This window comes from Aeromicrobium sp. Root344 (genome assembly GCF_001425755.1).
Classification (GTDB): domain Bacteria; phylum Actinomycetota; class Actinomycetes; order Propionibacteriales; family Nocardioidaceae; genus Aeromicrobium.
On sequence record NZ_LMDH01000001.1, the window covers coordinates 1,006,789 to 1,024,879 of the forward strand.

General features: G+C 68.6%; 15 protein-coding genes. 6 read left to right on the forward strand and 9 right to left on the reverse strand.

What is annotated here, in order from left to right; translation table 11 throughout:
• Positions 1 to 2 precede the first annotated feature (2 nt).
• From ASC61_RS04920 to ssd, 3 genes are read right to left on the reverse strand one after another with little or no spacing between them, the layout of a single operon-like run.
• Positions 3 to 803: a type II secretion system F family protein gene (locus ASC61_RS04920; protein WP_082530467.1), complete on the reverse strand. Its 801-nt coding sequence runs from the start codon at positions 801 to 803 to the stop codon at positions 3 to 5.
• Positions 800 to 1,942 carry a TadA family conjugal transfer-associated ATPase gene (locus ASC61_RS04925; protein WP_056210060.1) on the reverse strand — a complete coding sequence of 381 codons (1,143 nt, stop codon included), beginning with the start codon at positions 1,940 to 1,942 and terminating at the stop codon, positions 800 to 802. Before ASC61_RS04925 ends, ASC61_RS04920 begins: the two co-directional genes overlap by 4 nt.
• Positions 1,943 to 1,963: 21 nt before the next feature.
• Positions 1,964 to 3,004, reverse strand: a complete 1,041-nt coding sequence (ssd, locus tag ASC61_RS04930; RefSeq protein ID WP_056210063.1) for a septum site-determining protein Ssd — start codon at positions 3,002 to 3,004, stop codon at positions 1,964 to 1,966.
• Between the two features lie 105 nt (positions 3,005 to 3,109).
• Here ssd and ASC61_RS04935 point away from each other — a divergent pair, with 105 nt between their 5' ends.
• Together ASC61_RS04935 and ASC61_RS04940 are read left to right on the forward strand one after the other, a co-directional pair.
• Positions 3,110 to 3,919, forward strand: coding sequence for an HAD family hydrolase (locus ASC61_RS04935; RefSeq protein ID WP_056210065.1), 810 nt, complete (start codon positions 3,110 to 3,112; stop codon positions 3,917 to 3,919).
• Positions 3,920 to 4,241: 322 nt separating this feature from the next.
• On the forward strand, positions 4,242 to 5,258 hold the full coding sequence (locus tag ASC61_RS04940; RefSeq protein WP_056210067.1) for an acyltransferase family protein: 1,017 nt from the start codon (positions 4,242 to 4,244) through the stop codon (positions 5,256 to 5,258).
• A gap of 15 nt (positions 5,259 to 5,273) precedes the next feature.
• Here ASC61_RS04940 and ASC61_RS04945 read toward each other — a convergent pair whose 3' ends face one another.
• Complete coding sequence (locus ASC61_RS04945; protein WP_056210069.1) at positions 5,274 to 6,416, reverse strand: acyltransferase family protein; 1,143 nt, start codon at positions 6,414 to 6,416, stop codon at positions 5,274 to 5,276.
• 115 nt (positions 6,417 to 6,531) lie between these two features.
• On the opposite strand from ASC61_RS04945, the gene ASC61_RS04950 reads away from it, so the two are divergent.
• Positions 6,532 to 8,493 carry an LTA synthase family protein gene (locus tag ASC61_RS04950; RefSeq protein ID WP_056210071.1) on the forward strand — a complete coding sequence of 654 codons (1,962 nt, stop codon included), beginning with the start codon at positions 6,532 to 6,534 and terminating at the stop codon, positions 8,491 to 8,493.
• 9 nt (positions 8,494 to 8,502) lie between these two features.
• Here ASC61_RS04950 and ASC61_RS04955 read toward each other — a convergent pair whose 3' ends face one another.
• The 3 genes from ASC61_RS04955 to ASC61_RS04965 are packed head-to-tail and all read right to left on the reverse strand — an operon-like array spanning position 8,503 to position 12,505.
• Positions 8,503 to 9,711 carry a glycosyltransferase family 61 protein gene (locus tag ASC61_RS04955; RefSeq protein ID WP_056210075.1) on the reverse strand — a complete coding sequence of 403 codons (1,209 nt, stop codon included), beginning with the start codon at positions 9,709 to 9,711 and terminating at the stop codon, positions 8,503 to 8,505.
• A complete protein-coding gene (locus ASC61_RS04960) occupies positions 9,708 to 11,075 on the reverse strand; it encodes an O-antigen ligase family protein (protein ID WP_056210078.1) in 1,368 nt (455 codons plus the stop codon). The genes ASC61_RS04955 and ASC61_RS04960 overlap by 4 nt, the downstream gene beginning before the upstream one ends.
• Positions 11,072 to 12,505, reverse strand: a complete 1,434-nt coding sequence (locus ASC61_RS04965) for a polysaccharide biosynthesis tyrosine autokinase (protein ID WP_056210080.1) — start codon at positions 12,503 to 12,505, stop codon at positions 11,072 to 11,074. The genes ASC61_RS04960 and ASC61_RS04965 overlap by 4 nt, the downstream gene beginning before the upstream one ends.
• Positions 12,506 to 12,728: 223 nt before the next feature.
• Between ASC61_RS04965 and ASC61_RS04970 the strand changes: the two genes are divergently transcribed.
• Entirely contained in the window at positions 12,729 to 13,694 is a 966-nt protein-coding gene (locus ASC61_RS04970; protein WP_056210081.1) for an NAD-dependent epimerase/dehydratase family protein, read from the forward strand.
• Positions 13,695 to 13,702: 8 nt separating this feature from the next.
• Positions 13,703 to 14,944, forward strand: coding sequence for a glycosyltransferase family 4 protein (locus tag ASC61_RS04975; protein ID WP_056210083.1), 1,242 nt, complete (start codon positions 13,703 to 13,705; stop codon positions 14,942 to 14,944).
• Here the strand turns inward: ASC61_RS04975 and ASC61_RS04980 are convergent.
• A complete protein-coding gene (locus tag ASC61_RS04980) occupies positions 14,932 to 15,933 on the reverse strand; it encodes a GDP-mannose 4,6-dehydratase (protein WP_056210085.1) in 1,002 nt (333 codons plus the stop codon). The two genes, ASC61_RS04975 and ASC61_RS04980, sit on opposite strands and share 13 nt — an antisense overlap.
• Positions 15,930 to 16,910, reverse strand: a complete 981-nt coding sequence (gene gmd, locus ASC61_RS04985) for a GDP-mannose 4,6-dehydratase (RefSeq protein WP_056210087.1) — start codon at positions 16,908 to 16,910, stop codon at positions 15,930 to 15,932. Before gmd ends, ASC61_RS04980 begins: the two co-directional genes overlap by 4 nt.
• A 180-nt stretch (positions 16,911 to 17,090) precedes the next feature.
• Here gmd and ASC61_RS04990 point away from each other — a divergent pair, with 180 nt between their 5' ends.
• Positions 17,091 to 18,011 carry a class I SAM-dependent methyltransferase gene (locus ASC61_RS04990; RefSeq protein ID WP_162243645.1) on the forward strand — a complete coding sequence of 307 codons (921 nt, stop codon included), beginning with the start codon at positions 17,091 to 17,093 and terminating at the stop codon, positions 18,009 to 18,011.
• Positions 18,012 to 18,091 lie beyond the last annotated feature (80 nt).

The following is an 18,091-nucleotide window of genomic DNA, read 5'->3' on the forward strand; positions in this document are numbered from 1 at the left end:
GATCATGCCTCCGCCTCGGCGCTCGACGCGATGCGCTCGACCCAGGCGACTCCGACGCAGGCGAGCGCGCATCCTGCGGCAAGACACAGCACGCCGGGATAGGTCCCCGTGAGGACGGCGACCGGATCGCCACCCATGCCTGAGCCCAGCGCGAGGCCGAAGACCGGCAGCACCGCCATCAGCCGACCCGTGGCGCGAGCCGGCGCGAGCCCGGACTCGACCTCGCGCTCGATCTCGAGTTCACCGCGCGCCGTCTCCTCGAGCCGGTCGAGCACCCGCGACAACGGAGCTCCAGCGCGTTCCGCCACGAGCCAGGCGCCAGAAAGCTCAGCCAGCAGCTCCGCGCCGGACTCGTCGGCAGCCGCTCGCAGCGCGGCCGGCACGTCACCGCCCAGGTCGGCTGCGCGGGCGGCGGCCGTCAGGAACGGGAACTCGGGAGCCAGCCCTTGGAGAGCACGTTGCGGCAGGATGCCGGCACGCAGCTCGGCCGACATCAGCCCGATTGCCTCCGCGACCTGGCGGCGTCGATCGCCGAGTCGCCTGCGCCGCACCGCACGGCGCCACTGCCGCAGCCCGAACGCCGCAACCCCCACAGCGACGGCGACGACGACGAGGTGGGGACCGGCGACGTCGGCGCGCCCAGCACCCCAGGGCACCGCCACCAGCGCACCGGCCACGAGAGCCCAAGGACGCACCCGTCGGGCCGGTCGGTCGAGGCGCAACCGATGACGTACGACCCAGGACCCGGGCGGGCGCCACAGCCAGACCGATGACGCTGCGAGCGCCGCCGCGAGCGCCGTCACTCCAGCACCTGCTCGAGCCGCGCCGCACCGGGTCCCTCCTCCACACCGTCCGGGGCGACGGAGACGGCAGGGACACACCGGACGAGGCCGTCATCGTGACGCTCCAGCACCGCGATCTGCTGCACCCGGCGGATGCCGTCAGGTCCGCGAGCGAGGTGGATGACGAGGTCGAGGCTCGCGGCGAGCTGGCTGTGCACGGCTTCTCGTGGCAGTCCCGCCGCCACTCCGAGTGCCTCGAAGCGTGCCGGCACGTCGAGCGTCGAGTTGGCGTGCAACGTGCCGCACCCGCCCTCGTGCCCGGTGTTGAGGGCGGCGAGCAGGTCGACGACCTCGGCGCCACGCACCTCACCGACCACGAGGCGGTCGGGCCGCATCCGGAGCGCCTGGCGTACGAGGTCACGAACCGTGACGAGACCCGCGCCCTCGACGTTGGCCGGACGCGCCTCGAGACCGACGACATGCGGGTGGTCCGGCCGCAGCTCGGTCGCGTCCTCGACGACCACCAGTCGCTCATCCGGGTCCACCTCGGCAAGCAGGGCCGACAGCAGCGTGGTCTTGCCCGACCCCGTGCCACCCGTCACCACGAAGGCGACGCGCGAGTCGACGACTCGCCTCAGGACGTCGGCGGTCTCATCGGTGAGGGAGCCCGCGGCCCTCAGCTCCGCCAGCGTGAAGCTGCGCCGGGCCGGCACCCGCATCGAGATCAACGTGCCGGGTCGCGCCAACGGCGCCAGCACCGCGTGCAGGCGGGTGCCGTCCGCGAGGCGGGCGTCGACCCACGGGCTCGCATCATCCAGGCGCCGTCCGGCCTGGGCCGCGAGCCGCTGGGCCAGCCGGCGCACGGACTCCTCGTCGGCGAACCGCACGGACGATCTCTCGAGACCGCGGCCGCGATCGAGGTAGACCCCGTCGGGGCCGTTGACCAGGACGTCGGTGACACCGGGAGTCGCCAGCAACGGGTCGAGCAGGCCCGCGCCCCTCGTCTCGCTGCGGAGCTGGTCGACGAGCGCCAGGACCGTGGCGCTGCCGGCCACGTGGTGCTCAGCACGCAAGGCTGCCGCGACGCTCGCCGGTGTCGCTTCCGCGGTGCCGGCAGCCAACCGCCGCCGCACCCGCTCCAGGATCGGCACGTCACTCATGGTTCTCTCGCTGGCGCTCGGTCATGCCTTCTCCAGCCCCAACGTGTCGAGCAGAGCCGTCGCAGTACGGCGGGCGGCGCGTGATCGACCCGGACCCATCCCGCGGTCGACCGCGGCACGTACGCGACGGTCGACGCGGTGACGGGCCAGGACCGGCAGGCCCAGGGCGTCGGAGACTGCGGCTGGTCCGATGCCTCCGGCTCGACTGACCGTGACCACGACGATCGACGACGCCATCTGCTGCAGGCGGTCGAGGACATGTCTCGCAGCACCGACTCCACAGACGTCCTCGGCGACGACCAGCACCGTGAGGACCGACCGCCCGACGATGTCGGCACCCGACTCGTCGAGGTGACGCGGCACATCGGCGACCACCAGGTCGAAACCACGCACCGCCGCGGTGAGGACAGAGGGCACCGCCGCCGGCAGGAGCGTGGTGCTCGACCGGTCCCACGACAACGTCGAGACACCGTGGTGCACCGGCAGCACGTCGGCGAGGGAGCCGGCGCTGAGCCGGCCGTGCGTCGCGTCGAAGTCGTGCCACCTCAGTCCCTCGGCGCGCTCGGCACCCATCAGGAGCTCGAGACCGCCCCCGAGGGGATCCGCGTCGAACAGCAGCGACCGCAGCCCGCGTCGTTGTGCCGCGAGACCGAGCACCACGGCCAAGGTCGAGGCGCCGACGCCGCCCGAGCCACCGACCATGCTGACCAGGCACGCCTCGCCGCGCCCGTCGAGGGCGGCCGCCAACGCCTCGAGGATGCGGTCCTCCTCGTCCGGGCCGCACACCGCGACGGCACCCAGGGCGACCGCATCGGGCCACCACTGGGACGGCTCCCTCGCCAGCAGGAGCACGTGCTCCCGCCGCGGCAGCGCGGCGCGGGCCAGGTCGCCCGCCAGGTCCTCGCCCACGATCACGGCCGAGGCGCGCCGCCACGACCGTCGGGTGCCCGTGAGGTCGGGCGCCACGTCGGGCACTGCGCCGACCGCGGCACACCACCGGAGCGCGTCGTCCAGCAGGAGCTCGTCAGCGGTGGCGATCAACGGGGCGGCGAGGTCAGGCATAGGTACGACTGTCGCCGTCCACCAGCCCACCCGGAACCGGCGCGCGGGAGCCTGTGGACGACCAATCGCGGACCTGCGGGATGTGGACCCGCCTATCCTGAACGGGTGAGCCCCACGAGGTCAGCCGCATTCTTCGACCTGGACAAGACGATCATCGCCAAGTCGAGCACGCTCGCCTTCAGCAAGCCCTTCTTCCAGGGCGGACTCCTCAGCCGCCGCGCGGTGCTCCGCAGCGCGTACGCCAACTTCATGTTCGCGCTCAACGGCGCCGACCACGACAAGCTCGAGAAGATGCGCGCCTACCTGACCCAGATGGTCACCGGCTGGGACGTCGAGGTGGTCCGCCAGTCGGTCGCCGAGACGCTGCACTCGATCATCGACCCGCTCGTCTACGAGGAGGCCGTCGACCTCATCGAGGAGCACCAGGCGGCCGGCCGCGACGTCGTGATCGTCTCGGCGTCGGGCACCGAGGTCGTCGAGCCGATCGGCGAGATGCTGGGCGTCGACCACGTCATCGCCACGACCCTCTACGTCGAGAACGGCCGCTACACCGGCGACGTCGACTTCTATGCGTACGGGCCGAACAAGGCCGTCGCGATGGAGCAGCTGGCCGCCCAGCGCGGCTACGACCTCGCCGAGTCGTACGCCTACTCAGACTCCGAGACCGACGCGCCGATGCTGCAGGCCGTCGGCCATCCGTACGCGGTCAATCCGGACAAGGCACTGCGCCGCATCGCCGAGGACAACGGCTGGCCGATCCTGGCCTTCCGCCGGCCCGTCGCCCTGCGCCGGCGCCTCGGCCTGCACACCAAGGTCGGCAAGGCGGCCGCGGTCACGGTCGTCGCCAGCGCCGTCGGCGCGATCACCGTCGCCCTGGTGTCACGCCGCAAGCACCGCGTCCCGTCGAGATTGTGAAGCAAAGCGCACAACGTTACGGCCCAGTAGGCCTCGCGTCGTCCAGCCCTTTGGCGTAGACAAGGAACCAAGAACTTCGACAACTCCACAGCGGCAAAGCAGCTCAGTACCCACGCGGCGATCACCCGTCTCAATGGGAACGTTGCTCGTGGACTCCGTCCCACTCAGGGATTCAGACGGGGCCCCGACGACTCCGATCCAGCACGCCTGGTAGCCGAGCCAGCTTGCCAGGCGGCGCCATTCCCCCGGGGATCGGCGCCGCCGCTCTGTGTGAGGGCCAAGTCGTCGGACAGCGGCAACACGAGCGTCTTATGATCGTCCAATGAATTCGGCCAAGACCCGCAGCGCGGCGATCGATCTGGTCCGCGTCGTGGCGATCATCGGCGTGGTCGCGCGCCACACCTGGTACGACCCCGACGGGATCGTCGCGCAGGTCGTGTGCCCGTGGGCGATCGCCGTGTTCTTCGTGCTGAGCGGTTACCTGTGGAAGGCGGACCGAGCGCTGGCGACCGAGGTCCGCAACCGCTGGCGGGGCCTGTTGATCCCGTACGCCGTGTGGGTTCCCCTGATCGCGATCCCCTACTTCATCTGGGCCTTCCACGAGTACGACCCGGCGTTCGCCGCCACCCTGGTCGTCGGCGTGGGCTACGGGGGCAAGTTCGCCGTGGCACCGTTCAGCGCCTGCTGGTTCTTCACCACGATGTTCTTCGCGGCCGTCTACATGCGCTACCTGGAGCGTTACTCACGGCGCGTCACCTGGCTGGTCATCGTGCTCACCCTCGTCGTCACATGCACGGCCCCGCTCGCCCTCAAGTACGGACCGCTAGGGATGACGCTGGCCCTGCCGTGCATGCTCTTCATCGTCCTGGGTCAGGAGCTGCGTCGCCGACGCGACCGCATCAACCGGCCCGGGCTCGTCGGGCTCGGACTGGTCGGCGTCGGCGCGGTCGCCGTGGCTCTCGGCGCGTCACACGACCTCAACGGCGACCTCATCGAGATCAAGAACTCGATGTACGGCTACCCGATCGCCGGTCTCGTCAGCGGCGCCCTGATCGGGCTCGGGCTGATCCTGCTCGCCGAGTCCTGCGACCCGTTCGTGCCAAAGGCCGTCCGGCCCGGCATCACCGAGGCCGCGTCGACCGCGACCTTCGTGATGTTCCTGCACCCCTGCATCCTGTTCCTCATGCGCGGCGCCGAGGCCGAGGGGAGCTGGCCCCAGTTCCTGCTGGCACTGTTCGTGCCGTACGCCCTGGGCACGGCCCTCATCCGGATGCGGGCGCTGCCGTGGCTCACCGGCGTGTGGGCGCCTCGCCAGCCTTCGCTCCCCGTCAGCACGTGACCTCGGGGGCGCGGGTCACGACGCGCCGATGATCGGTTTCTCGCGCCCCTTGGTCAGTCGCTTCAAGGTCATCGCCGGCTTCTCGAGGTAGTGCCAGCTGAGCCATGCCAGCGGCGCCGTCATCAGGAGACACAGGGGGAGGAACACCACGGCGGGCATGGGGTGGTCCAGCGCGATCGTGGCGGCGATCTGTGTCACGGGGAACGCGTAGATGTACATCCCGTAGGAGTAGTCGTCGGGGAAGTTCACCCCGGCGAGCCGCTTGGAGCAACCCAGGTACATCACGAGGTAGGCCCAGGGCAGCGCGCCGATGACGTGGAACCAGCCGATGCCGTCGAGGGCCAGCACGGTGCAGATCACCGCGCAGGCCGCCGCGACGACCGGCGACATCCTGATCTTGTCCTTGTGGATGTAGAGGATCGCGCCGGCCATGAAGAAGATGCCCAGGCGGGCCAGGGGTTCCACGATGGTCAGGAGCTTCTCGAACGACGACGCGTGCTCGTAGGCCCTCTCGCGCGCGGCCTTGTCGGTCGCGGCGAAGGTCTGGACCGACTGCGACAGCATCAGCTTGTCGGCGACCTTGATCGCGGTGAAGACCGCCAGTCCCAGGTACATGCCCCAATGGAGGTAGCGGCGGGCGACGACCGTCACCAGAAGGCCCATCCCGATCCACAGGGTGAACTCGTAGAACAGGGTCCACGCCGAGAAGTTCCACACCTCAGGCACGGGCACGTTGTCGAGGGTCCCGACCACGTCGAACTGCTTGAGCACGAAGAAGAAGTTGTCCGTCACGTACGACAGGCCGCTCGACCACTCGTAGCCCGGCTTGCCCTCGATGCGGCGGGACAGCGGCCCGAGCACGAACCCGACCAGCACGAGCGAGGCGATCCAGGCCGGATAGATGCGCAGGACCCGGCGCCACATGTAGTCGCCGAGGGACCTCGAGCTCAGCCGGCTCGCGGTGATCATGTAGCCGGAGATCGCGAAGAACCCGGCCAGCATGTAGGTGCCGATCGTGTCCGAGAAGATGAACGTCGGCATGTCCATGTAGCCGCCGAGGGGCAGCGCATGCAGAAAGAGGATGGATGTCGCGAAGAAGAGCCGTATCGCGTTGACGCTGTTGTGCCTGGAGTCGAGCGACTGGCCGAGAGTTGTCACGGGGACAGATCCTAGCCCGACACCTTCGGAGAGATCCCGCATTCAAAGGACTCGCGTGTGACGTTCACGTGACAACGCGTCGTACGCCCAGAATCGCTGGCTAGACTCTCACCCCGTGACCAGCATCGACGACCCTCAGACGCAGCCCTCAGGCCGCGGCAGAATCGCTTCGCTCCTCGCTCCGGGCCACTGGGCGTACATCCTGCTCCTGCTGGTTCCGCTCGGACTGGTCGACCTGGTGTGCGTCAGCACGCGGATCACCGGGAGCACCGAGGCCAACGGGACGACGTTCGGGTCGTGGTCGTGGCTGGCACAGATGTCGTCGAGCGTCTTCTTCTACCTCGCCCTGATCACGTTCTGGATCGGCGTCTTCGCGGTCATCCGTGGGCGGCGTGCACGACGCATCGCCGTGTTCTGCTTCCACCTGACGTTCACGTTCCTCGCCTTCCTCGTGATCCTGACCGAGCTCTACTACCTGCTGCTCGACGTCATGCTCAACGCGAACTCGTTCGCGCTCGTGAAGCTCATCTTCCAGATCGAGATGTTGAAGATCATCGAGGCGGAGGTGGCCTCGTTCGTCCCGGTGCTGGCACTCATCGGCATCATCGTCGCCAACCTGTTCCCCGTCATCGTCAACCGCAGGTTCAAGCCCAGGTGGCTCCACCAGGAACCCACCACCCCGCCGGCCTCGCGTCGGGGCACGGTCATCGCGGTCGCCCTGGGCCTGACCGCAGCCCTGCTCGCCACCTCGGCCCTCCCCAACGGGCAGGGCAACACCAACTTCACCCGCAACCGTGTCGTCAGCATCGGCATCGACGTGACCAAGAAGCAGCTGGACGGGCCACCCGAAGGCTTCGTGCAGCCGACCCGCGCCGACCTGCCGATCGACACCACGCTCGCGGCGACCCCGCGGACGAAGAAGTACAACGTCGTCCAGATCGTCCTGGAGTCCCAGAGCTGGAAGTCCACGACACTCGGCAGCCCTCAGCTCGACACGACCCCCAACCTGTCGAAGATCGCCAAGAACAGCCTGGTCGCCGAGCGCGCCTACACCGCCATGCCGCACACCACGAAGTCCCTCGTCGCCTCCAACTGCGGGGTCGAGCCACCTCTCGACACCGTCAACAGCGAGGCTGAGCCGGGCGGTCTCGCGGCGAAGTGCCTGCCGACACTGCTGGGCGAGCAGGGCTACGCGACCGCGTTCTTCCAGAGCGCCACCCGCAACTTCGAGAACCGTCCCAAGGTCGTCAAGGCGTTCGGCTACCAGAAGTTCTTCGCCCTCGAGTCGTACCGCAAGAAGGGGTTCTACAAGACCAACACCCTCGGCTACGAGGACGACATCATGCTCGAACCGAGCCTCGCATGGGCGGCCGCGCACAGGAACCGCCCCTTCTCGCTCGAGTACATGACGTTGACGGCCCACTCGGAGTACGTCCTGCCCAAGGACTGGAAGATGAAGCACTACGTCGACGACAAGACCGAGAACAACTACCTCAACGCGGTCCGCTACCAGGACCGCTTCGTCGGCAAGGTGATCGACGGCTTCAAACGACTGGGGCTGTACGACAACACGATCTTCGTGATCATGGGCGACCACGGCGAAGGGTTCCGCGAGCACGGTCGTCGCCTGCACAACGACACCATCTGGAACGAGGGCATCCAGATCCCGTACGTGATCCACGCACCCCACGACTGGACCGACGGGGCCCGTCAGGTTGCCCCCGTCACGAACATGTCCACGCTGCAGACCCTCGCCGACCTCCTGGGCTACAAGATCGAGGGCGGCACCTACCGCGGAGCGTCGATCCGTCATCCGGACCGGGCGCCACAGCCACTCGTCACCTCCTGCTGGGACACCGACCAGTGCGTGTCCTTGATCGACGGCAACCACAAGTACATCTACTTCTTCGGCTACAAGCGCCCCCAGTACTACGACGTGGTCGCCGATCCGCACGAGAAGCACAACCTGTTCGACAGCCTGAGCGACGCGAAGGCCCAGTCGCTGGAGGACACCGCGCTTCGGTGGCAGGCCGAGGTCAACGCCAAGCACAAGCTCGGCCGGCGACTCGCCCGCTGACGTCGTCGGTCAGGACGCCAGCAGGTCGTCGACCGCCGCGATGACGACCTCCGGCTCGACCTCGATGTCGGTCTGGATCCCGAGGAGATCCTTGCCTGGCGGCGGCGGCTCGCCGCTGATCAGGTAGCGATAGGTCGAGCCGTCGATGTCATCGGTGATCGCCCAGAAGCAGTGCTTGACGTACGTCGACTGGAACAGCTCGAGGACCTTGACGCCGGCCTTGGCGAACAGCAGGTTGGTCAGGGCCGCGCCGTGGATGCCGACGATGACGTCAGCCGCCGCGAAGTGGTCGATCTGGTCGCGTACGGACATCGCACCCGGATCGATCCGCACGAAGCCACGCTGCTCCAGCAGGGGCCATACCGCAGGCTCCTGCACCAGACGCCGCGTGTTGCGGCCGTTGCCCCGCGTGACGAAGATGCGCGAGGGCTTGTCGGCGGTGTTCTCGGGCGGGAGCTGGCGGCGCAACCAGTCGACCGCCCAGCGGGGAGCGACTTCCTCCGGATTGGGCTGGGACGGCACCAGCAGCCGGTCGGCCCGGACGGCCCGGCGCTTGCCCGACGGGATGATCGTGTGCTGGTCGAGGCCCGTCAGCGCCAGGAGCTCGCGGTGGTAACGCGCCTGCGTGGGCAGGTAGAGCGCGTCCGGCTGCGTCCCCGAGAGCACCCTCTCCACGATCCCCCAGCGCGGCAGGACGTCGAGCAGGAAGTGGTAGTAGCTGTTGCCGCCTCCCCGGGTCGCGAGCGACACCACCGTGCCGGCGACGTGCTCCGTGCGCGGCAGGGTCGGTCGCAGGAACACCGGGTGCTCCCGCCAGTCCGCGACCCCGAAGTAGGGGCTGGTCTCGAAGTCGAGCGACTGTGCCTGCGTGATGTGCGCACCGAAGTCACCGGCGACGATCCCGTCGGCGAGATCGAGCACGAAGGGCGCCGGGACGACGAACGAGGCCGCCGCTGCATAGACGGGGTGGTGCCGCGGGCTGCCGGTCGGCAACGCCCGGTCGATGGCTTCGGCCTCTCCCGCCCGGTGCAGGACGACGGACCCGGGTTCGGCCTCGGCCGTGAGGGCCGACCGGCTCGACGCCCTGCGGGGGACGCCCCGCCGTCCGCACAGGAAGGACACCCGCCGAAAGGCCATGCCCGACAGCAGCGAGGTGAAGCGATGGAGACGCTTGGCCAGTGGCCAGACGGGCTGCAGGGGCGCTGGAAGCCTCGTCACGCCGTGGATCTCTCGCGTGCCTCGTCCGACACCACGGCGGGATCGCCCGCCTCACGCATGCTCGCCACCACGAACGACATCGCCAGCGTCACCCCGACGTAGCGGCTGCCGACGTTGGGCGTGATGGGTCCAGCAACGACGTAGGCAAGCGCCGGGTAGCAGAGCAGGCGGTACGGCCGCGGCGTCGTGAACAGCGGCGCGACGAACGACCAGATGATGAACAGGAACGCCGTGAGGCCCAGCACTCCCATCGCGGCCACGACCTGGGCGTAGATGTTGTGCGCGAGGATGACGTCGAAGTCCCATCCGCCACCGATGAGCGGGTGGTGCCGGAAGACCTCGAGAGCGTTGGCCAGGCCCTCCTTGCGTTCGTTGTTGGAGTATCGCGAGCCACTGCCACCGAGCAGTCTGGAGAGGGCGTTGCTGCCGCCCTTGTCGTTGAGGATCCGATCGAGGTTGGCGACGACGAAGATGCCGCCGAACGCCAGCGCTCCGGCCACCTTGAGCGAGCGCTCGAGGGCGGGGTACATGAGGGCGAGAAAGGCGACGACCACCAAGGGACCACGGCTGCCGCTGAACCAGATGACGGCGAGGCACAGGACCCCCGACCCGAGCACCAGCCACCGGCGGGAGGGCCGTACGACCTGATAGAGGAACGGCAGGAAGCACACGGCCAGGAGGCCCGAGTAGCCGAACGCGGTCGGCTGCTCCGAGAGGCCCGTGTAGCGGTTGTTCTCCGGCAGCGGGCCGTTCAGCAGGCCGTACGCAAGGCTCAGCACCACGCCGAGCACGTAGGCGCCGGCGAGGGACACGAGCCGTCGTCCGCGAGGCGCCCACCACACGAACAGCAGCGGCAGGATGACCGTCGCCGCCAGCACGCGCAGGAGGATGTTGAGGCTGCCGAAGGCGAACACCGATGCGAGGGACGAGACGCAGCCGACCACGAAGAACGCCGCAGCGCCCAACGCAAACGTCCAGGGCACGTGCAGCGGCTGGGTCACCAGGACGGGGAAGAGCAGACCGAACCCGACCACCATCAGCAGGTCGGAGGCCGTGATGAAGCTGGCGCCGCCAGGCATCGTCAGGGCGGTCATGGGAGCGAAGAACATGCCGGCGATGACGAGGCCCGAGCCGACCTTCTCGATGCCGAAGGCGAACAGCGCCGTGAGGAAGAGCGTCACGCCCATCGCGAAGATCGCGCCGGGAATGGACTTCAACCCCAGCGGGAGAAGGCCGAGCATCAGCACTGCCGTGAGGGCGACGGGCCACACCCGCATCCCGAGGGGATGCGGGTGCGGCACGTCCCTGGGATCGACGTTCGGGTCGCGAGCCGGCGCCGCGAACGGAGCGCCGTCGAAGCTCATCGCTTCGCCCGTCGACCCGTCCGGGTCAGGGCGGTCTCGGATTCCTTGACCTTGACCTTCACCTTCCCCTTGTCGATCTCATAGGGAACGCCGTAGCCATATCCGTAGTAGCCGTAGCCGTCAGTGCTCGCCCGGCGCGGGGTGCGGTTGAGCACCGTGCCGAACAGGCGACCGCCGACGGCCTCGATGCGGGACACGGCCAGCCGGAGCTGCTCGCGACCGGTCGAGCCGTAGCGGGCCAGCAGCAGCGCCCCGTCGACCTCCGTCATGAGGATCGCGGTGTCGGCGACCGGCAGCAGCGGCGGCGCGTCGATGATGACGACGTCGTACTGCGAACGCGCATGAGCGAGCAGGTCGCGCATCGCCTGCGTGTCGAGGACCTCGGCAGGGTTGGGCGGACGCGGGCCGGTGCCCAGGAAGTGCACGCCGGTGGAATGCTCCTGGATCGCGTGCTCGAGCGTGGAGCGGCCGATCAGCACCGTGATGACGCCGACCGAGTTCTCGAGGCCGAGCAGGTCGGCGACGTTGGGGTTGCGCATGTCGGCGTCGATCAGCAGGACCGAGCGGCCGGACTTGGCCATCGAGACGGCGAGGTTGGTGGCGACGAGCGTCTTGCCCTCGTCGGGCAGAGCGCTGGAGACCACGATCATCTGCCGGCTCGCGTCGAGGTTGGCGAACTGCAGGTTGGTCCGCAGCACCTTGAACGCCTCGCTGAGGGACCCGGTGTCGTCCCTGGTGAGCGGATCCTTCTTGACCGTCGGGTCGAACGGTAGGGTCGCCATGACCGCATTGCCGGTCGCGAGCTCCACGTCCTGGCGCGTCTTGACCGTCGTGTCGAGCAGGTCACGCAGGACCGCTCCGGCCACGCCGATGAACAGGCTCAGCATGATGCCCACGATGATGTCGAGCACGACTGTCGGTGCGATCGGATTGGGGTTGAACGATGCCTTGCCCGTGACTCTGGCGACGATCGCCGCCGAGAGGTTGGTGTCGGCCGGCTTCTCGATCTCCTTGACGAGATCGACGATCTCCTCGCTCTCGGCCCCGGCGATGTCCTGGGCCAGCTGCGGTGACGCGGCCTTGGCGGTGATCTGCAGGATCAAGGTCTGCGGGACGACGGTCGCCGAGATGTCGCCGGCGAGCTCTTCGCGGGTCACCTTGAGGCCGAGCCGGTCGATGACCTTCTGCAGCACCGTGGGATCGGTGGCGAGGTCGGCGTAGGAGGCGATGCGCTGGGCCGCGAACACCGTGGCTGCGTAGGGATCGGCCTGACCGTTGGTCGGGGTCGAGACGAACACGCGCGCTGACGAGCTGTAGACCGGCGAGAGGTTGAGGACGAGCCCGACCGAGGCAATCGTCCCGATCACCAGCGTGCTGATGATGAACTTCCAACGACCACGCAGGATGCCCAGGAATTGACGCAGGTCCACGCGGTGGTCCCTTTCAGTGAGTTTCTCCACGACCGATTTCGATCAGGTGTAACAGGGAGTGTATGCGAGGCTGCGGCCGACTCGCGCATGAACTCCACCCTCGCGTCATGGGCGTAACCAACACCACCCTCCACCGTTGTGTAACCTGAGCGTTCACCGAGCGGTGGACTGCAGGCGTGCAACGGCCCGGGCACCGCGGCCACGAAAAGGGTAGGAAAATTCGATGACCGTACTTGTGACCGGCGCCGGAGGATTCATCGGCGGCCACCTCGTCGCTGATCTTCTCGGTCAGGGCAAAGCCGTCCGCGCCGTGGACGTCAAGCCCCAGGACGAGTGGTACCAGGTGCACGCGGACGCCGAGAACGTCGTGGCGGACTGTGCCGACATGCGCGAGGCGCACAAGATCGCTGTGGGCACCGAGGAGATCTACAACCTCGCGGCCGACATGGGCGGCATGGGCTTCATCGAGAACAACAAGGCCGAGTGCATGCTGTCGGTCCTCACGAGCACCAACGTGCTGGTGGCCGCCCGCGACGCCGGCACGCAGCGCTACTTCTACAGCAGCTCGGCGTGCGTCTACGCCGGTGACAAGCAGACCGACCCCAACGTCACGGCGCTCAAGGAGTCCGACGCCTACCCGGCCGATCCCGAGGACGGCTACGGCTGGGAGAAGCTGTTCAGCGAGCGCATGGCCCGCCACTTCCGCGAGGACTTCGGCATCGAGACCCGCGTCGCCCGCTACCACAACGTCTACGGCCCCGAAGGTACGTTCGAGGGTGGCCGCGAGAAGGCACCCGCCGCGTTGTCGCGCAAGATCGCGCAGGCCAAGCTCAGCGGTGACCACACGATCGAGGTCTGGGGCGACGGCGAGCAGAGCCGCAGCTTCATGTACATCGACGACTGCGTGCGCGGCTCGCAGGAGATCCTGGCCGGCGACAACGTCGAGCCGGTCAACCTCGGCTCGTCCGAGCTCGTGACGATCAACCAGATGATCGGCATCCTCGAGGACATCGCCGGCATCACGGTCACCAAGAACCACGACCTCTCGGCGCCCCAGGGCGTACGCGGCCGCAACTCCGACAACACGATGTTCCACGAGATCTACGGCTGGGAGCCGTCGATCTCGCTGCGTGACGGGCTGGAGAAGACCTACAGCTGGATCTACGACCAGCTCAAGTCCCGGGGCTAGACCCCGCGATGGAGGTCATCGTCCACGACTTCTCCGGCCACCCCTTCCAGGCCGAGCTGTCGCGCAAGCTCGCACGGCGCGGGCACACCGTGGAGCACGTCTCGGCCGAGCAGTACGTCAGCGGCAAGGGACACCTCGAGCACCAGGACGACGACCCCGACTCGCTGACGTTCAGCTCCATCGCGCTCGACCTGCCGTTCAAGAAGTACGCGCCCCTGGCCCGGCTCCGGTGGGAGCGCGCGTACGCCCGCGCGTGGATCGCGCGGCTGCGCACCTCGTCGGCCGATGTCGTCATCGCGTGCAACCTGCCGTTGATCACGCTCTACCTCTTCTCCCGGCACGCCAAGCGCCACACGTTGCCGTGGGTCCTGTGGCACCAGGACATCTACAGCTTCGCGCTCGCCGACGAGCTGCGCCGCAAGCTGCCACGTCCGTTGGCCTGGCTCGGCGGCAAGGTGCTCGTGGGCCTCGAGGCACGTTGCGCCCGCCGGGCGGCGCACGTCGTCGCGATCGGCGACGCGTTCGAGGGCGTCTACCGCGACTGGAACGTCCCGGCCGGCCACGTGTCGGTGATCCCCAACTGGGCGCCGCTCGACAAGATCTATCCCGTCGAGCGCGACAACCCGCGCACGGCCGACCTGTTCGGCGCCGACGCCGCGCTCCGACTGGTCTACGCCGGCACGCTCGGCCGCAAGCACAACCCCCGGCTCCTGATCGACCTGCTGACGACCGTGCGCTCCCAGGGCGTCGACGCCGAGCTTGCGGTGATCTCCGAGGGCGAGGCGGCGGACGACCTGGCGACGATCGCCCGCGACGACGACCTTCCGGTGCGCGTCCTCCCGTTCCAGCCCGCCGCGGACCTGCCGAACGTGCTGGGCAGCGCCGACGTCCTGGTCGCGCTGCTCGAGCCGGACGCCACCAAGTTCTCGATCCCCAGCAAGGTCCTGTCCTACATGGCGGCGGGCCGCCCGATCCTCGGTCTCATGCCCGGCGACAACCCGGCGGCGCTCGACATCCGTGACAGCGGCGGGTTCGTCGCCGAGCCGACCGACGTCGGCGCCAAGGCGGGCGCCGCGTGGCTCGCCGACCTGTCCGGCGATCGCCAGGCCCAGCTCGACATCGGGCAACGTACGCGCGCCACGGCCGAGCGGAAGTTCGACGTCGACAAGGTCGCCCACGAGTTCGAGCAGATCCTGGACGCGGCCGTCGCGCCCCGGACCACCGACGCAGCCTCAGGTCAGGGCAGGTAGTCGGCCGACTCCTCGACACCGCTGCGCAGCCGTCGCACGTCGGCAGACACCATCTGGGCGACCATCTCGTCGAACGACGTGGTCGCCCGCCAGCCGAGCGTGTCAGTCGCGTGGGTGGTGTCGCCCGCGAGGCCAGGGACGTCGGCCGAACGCATGCGGGCTGGATCCTGGCGTACGTGGACCCACGGATCCGGCAGCTCCGCAGCCGCGAACGCGGCCTCGACCAGGTCCTTGACGGTGTGGACCCGCCCGGTCGCCAGCACGTAGTCGTCAGGGGTGTCGTGGGTCATCGCCAGGTGCATCGCCCGGACATGGTCCTTGGCCGCGCCCCAGTCACGTGCCGCCGACAGATCGCCGAGCACGAGCTCGTCCGCGTGACCCTCGCTGATGGCGGCAACGGCCCGGCTCACGCGACGCGACACGAAGCCGTGCCCACGCAGCGGGCTCTCGTGGTTGAACAGGACACCGACAGAGACGAAGAGTCCGTCGCGGTCACGGGCCTCCGCGGCCGCACGATGCGCCCTGCTCTTGGCCTCCGCGTAGGGGCTCTCCGGATGGTGCGGCGTGCTCTCCGTGCACGGCCCCGTCACGACAGAGCCGTACACCGCCGAGCTGGACGCCTGGAAGAACCGCGGCGAGCTGTGGTGACGTGCCGCGTGCGTCGCCGTCGCCTGCACCATCGACTCGACGGCGTCGGCGTTGACCGCCGTGACGACGTCGCGATTCTCCCAGCTCCCCACCATCGAGCTGAACGCCGCGAGGTTGTAGATCTCGTCAGGTCGTACGTCCTCCAGCAACGTGGCGAACCCGTCGGAGTCCCGTACGTCGCACTCGCGCACGTCCACGCCGGTCAGGTAGACCGAGCGCGGCGACCCGCGACCGCCCGGTCGGACGGTCCCGGTGACGCGGTATCCCTGACCCAGCAGGTGTTGCGCAAGCAGGATCCCGTCCTGGCCACCGACTCCCGTGATGAGGGCCGATCGCCTCATCCGCGGGATGCGGCCGCGAGATCCGCATCGACCATGAGCTGGGCCAGGGCCTCAGCCGTGGTCTCGGCCTTCCACCCGAGCAGGTCCAACGCCTTGCCGGGGGCAGCGATCAGCGCATCGACGTCGGTGGGACGCTCGTAGCGCTCGTCATGCCGGACGTACTGCTCCCAGTCGAGGCCGACGTGCTCGAACGCCGTCTGGCAGAACTGCCGGACGGAGATCCCCACACCGGTGCCGATCACGAACGTCGTCGGCTCGTCGTGCTGGAGCGTGCGCCACATCGCCTCGACGTACTCCTTGGCGTAGCCCCAGTCCCTGATCGTGTCGATGTTGCCCAGGTGGAGCTCGTCGGCCAGGCCCAGCTTGATGCGCGCGACGGCCTGGGTGATCTTGCGCGTCACGAACGACTCGCCCCGTCGCGGGGACTCGTGGTTGAACGCGATGCCGGAGACCGCGAACAGGTCGTAGGCCTCGCGGTAGTTGATCGTCACCCAGTGTGCGTAGAGCTTCGCGGCGCCGTAGGGCGACCGGGGATAGAACGGCGAGCTCTCGGACTGCGGCGGCGGCGTTGCGCCGAACATCTCGGAGGTCGACGCCTGGTAGAACCGCGCTTCGGGCACGAACTGCCGGATCGCCTCGAGGAGCCGGATCGTGCCCAGGCTGTCGGCCGAGGCGGTGTACTCGGGCATCTCGAAGGAGACCTTGACGTGGCTCTGCGCTGCCAGGTTGTAGACCTCGTCGGGGCAGATCTCGCGCAGCAGGTTGACCAGGCTGCCGCCGTCGGTCATGTCGCCGTAGTGCAGGTGCAGGTTCTTCGCGGCTTCGGCGTGCGACTCCCAGATCGGGTCGATGCGTGCTCGGTTGAACGACGAGGAGCGGCGTACGAGCCCGTGGACCTCATAGCCCTTCTCGAGCAGGAGCTCGGCGAGATAGGAGCCGTCCTGACCGGTGATCCCCGTGATGAACGCGCTCTTCATGGTCACCCCTGCAGCATTGGGTCGGATGTCGTCGCCGCGATGACTGCCGACCAGGCGAGTCTGGAGCCGCGGTTCGCGCTGATAGCATACTCAACGCTCGGCGCCCCGCTGACGTCATGGTGGCTGGTCGGCCCGTGGTCGGCGAGTCGATCCACCACCCGAGATCAAGGCAGGACATGCATGGATTCCCGTGACACCAGGTTGCCTTCCCCGGTCGAGGCGAATCCTCGTTGTCCCTCGTGCCTGTCCACGGACATCCGGGTTCACGCCGCGTCCCGCAAGACCGGTCGGATCATCAACGAGTGCCGCGTGTGCGGCTCGCACAACCTGGCCAACCCGCCGACGTCGGAGGACCTCAACGAGTCGCTCGACATCGACCGCGACGAGTTCGCGGCCTGGACCGAACGCACTCGGACCCACGTCATCGAGCGGAGCCACACGGCCACGCTGCAGCGGCTCGCCGGGATGCTCGACAGCTCGTCCGACCTCAGCCTGTTCGACATCGGCGCGGGCGCCGGCAACTTCCTCTCGCTGGCACGTGACGCCGGGTTCCAGCCCGCGGGCAACGACGTCTCTCCTGGCGCCGTGGTGCTGGCCAAGGAGCGCTACGACATCGACATGCATCTGGGCGACCTGTCCGTGATCGACGATGCCGGGAAGCACGACGCCGTCACGATGTGGTGCGTCCTCGCGCACGTCACGGACGGCGACCAGCTGCTCAGCGGTGCCCTGGAGATCCTCAAGCCCGGTGGCGTCCTCTTCCTCCAGACCCCGCGCTGGTCAGCGATGGACACCATCGGCATGCGCCTGTCCGACCTGACCCGCGGGCGGGCGACCCGGATCACCGACCGCCGGATCGCCGAGCACCACATGACCCTCCACAGCACGGCGAGCATGCGGCGCAAGCTCGAACGTGCCGGGTTCGAGATCGTGGCGATCGAGCCCCGCGCCCGCTACTCGCTCACCACGAGCGACTACCTCGAGTCGCTCGGCGTCCCCGCAGCTCTGCGCAACCGGCTGTCGCGCATGATCGACACGTTCGTCGAGCGTGACTGGTTCTTCCGCAACGTGCTCGACGTGTACGCTCGCAAACCGTCCTGAACCACCACCTGCAGTCGGAGCATCGGCTAGTCTCCCGTCTTGTCGCCGACGGCAACACGTCCAGCCGATTCACCATCGGG

Coding starts and splice junctions, on each gene's coding strand:
- ASC61_RS04940 (WP_056210067.1), top strand. CDS start 4,242: ATGAATTCGGCCAAGACCCGCAGCGCGGCGATCGATCTGGTCCGCGTC.
- ASC61_RS04980 (WP_056210085.1), bottom strand. CDS start 15,933: ATGAGGCGATCGGCCCTCATCACGGGAGTCGGTGGCCAGGACGGGATC.
- gmd (WP_056210087.1), bottom strand. CDS start 16,910: ATGAAGAGCGCGTTCATCACGGGGATCACCGGTCAGGACGGCTCCTAT.
- ASC61_RS04990 (WP_162243645.1), top strand. CDS start 17,091: ATGGATTCCCGTGACACCAGGTTGCCTTCCCCGGTCGAGGCGAATCCT.
- ASC61_RS04975 (WP_056210083.1), top strand. CDS start 13,703: ATGGAGGTCATCGTCCACGACTTCTCCGGCCACCCCTTCCAGGCCGAG.
- ASC61_RS04960 (WP_056210078.1), bottom strand. CDS start 11,075: ATGAGCTTCGACGGCGCTCCGTTCGCGGCGCCGGCTCGCGACCCGAAC.
- ssd (WP_056210063.1), bottom strand. CDS start 3,004: ATGCCTGACCTCGCCGCCCCGTTGATCGCCACCGCTGACGAGCTCCTG.
- ASC61_RS04970 (WP_056210081.1), top strand. CDS start 12,729: ATGACCGTACTTGTGACCGGCGCCGGAGGATTCATCGGCGGCCACCTC.
- ASC61_RS04925 (WP_056210060.1), bottom strand. CDS start 1,942: ATGAGTGACGTGCCGATCCTGGAGCGGGTGCGGCGGCGGTTGGCTGCC.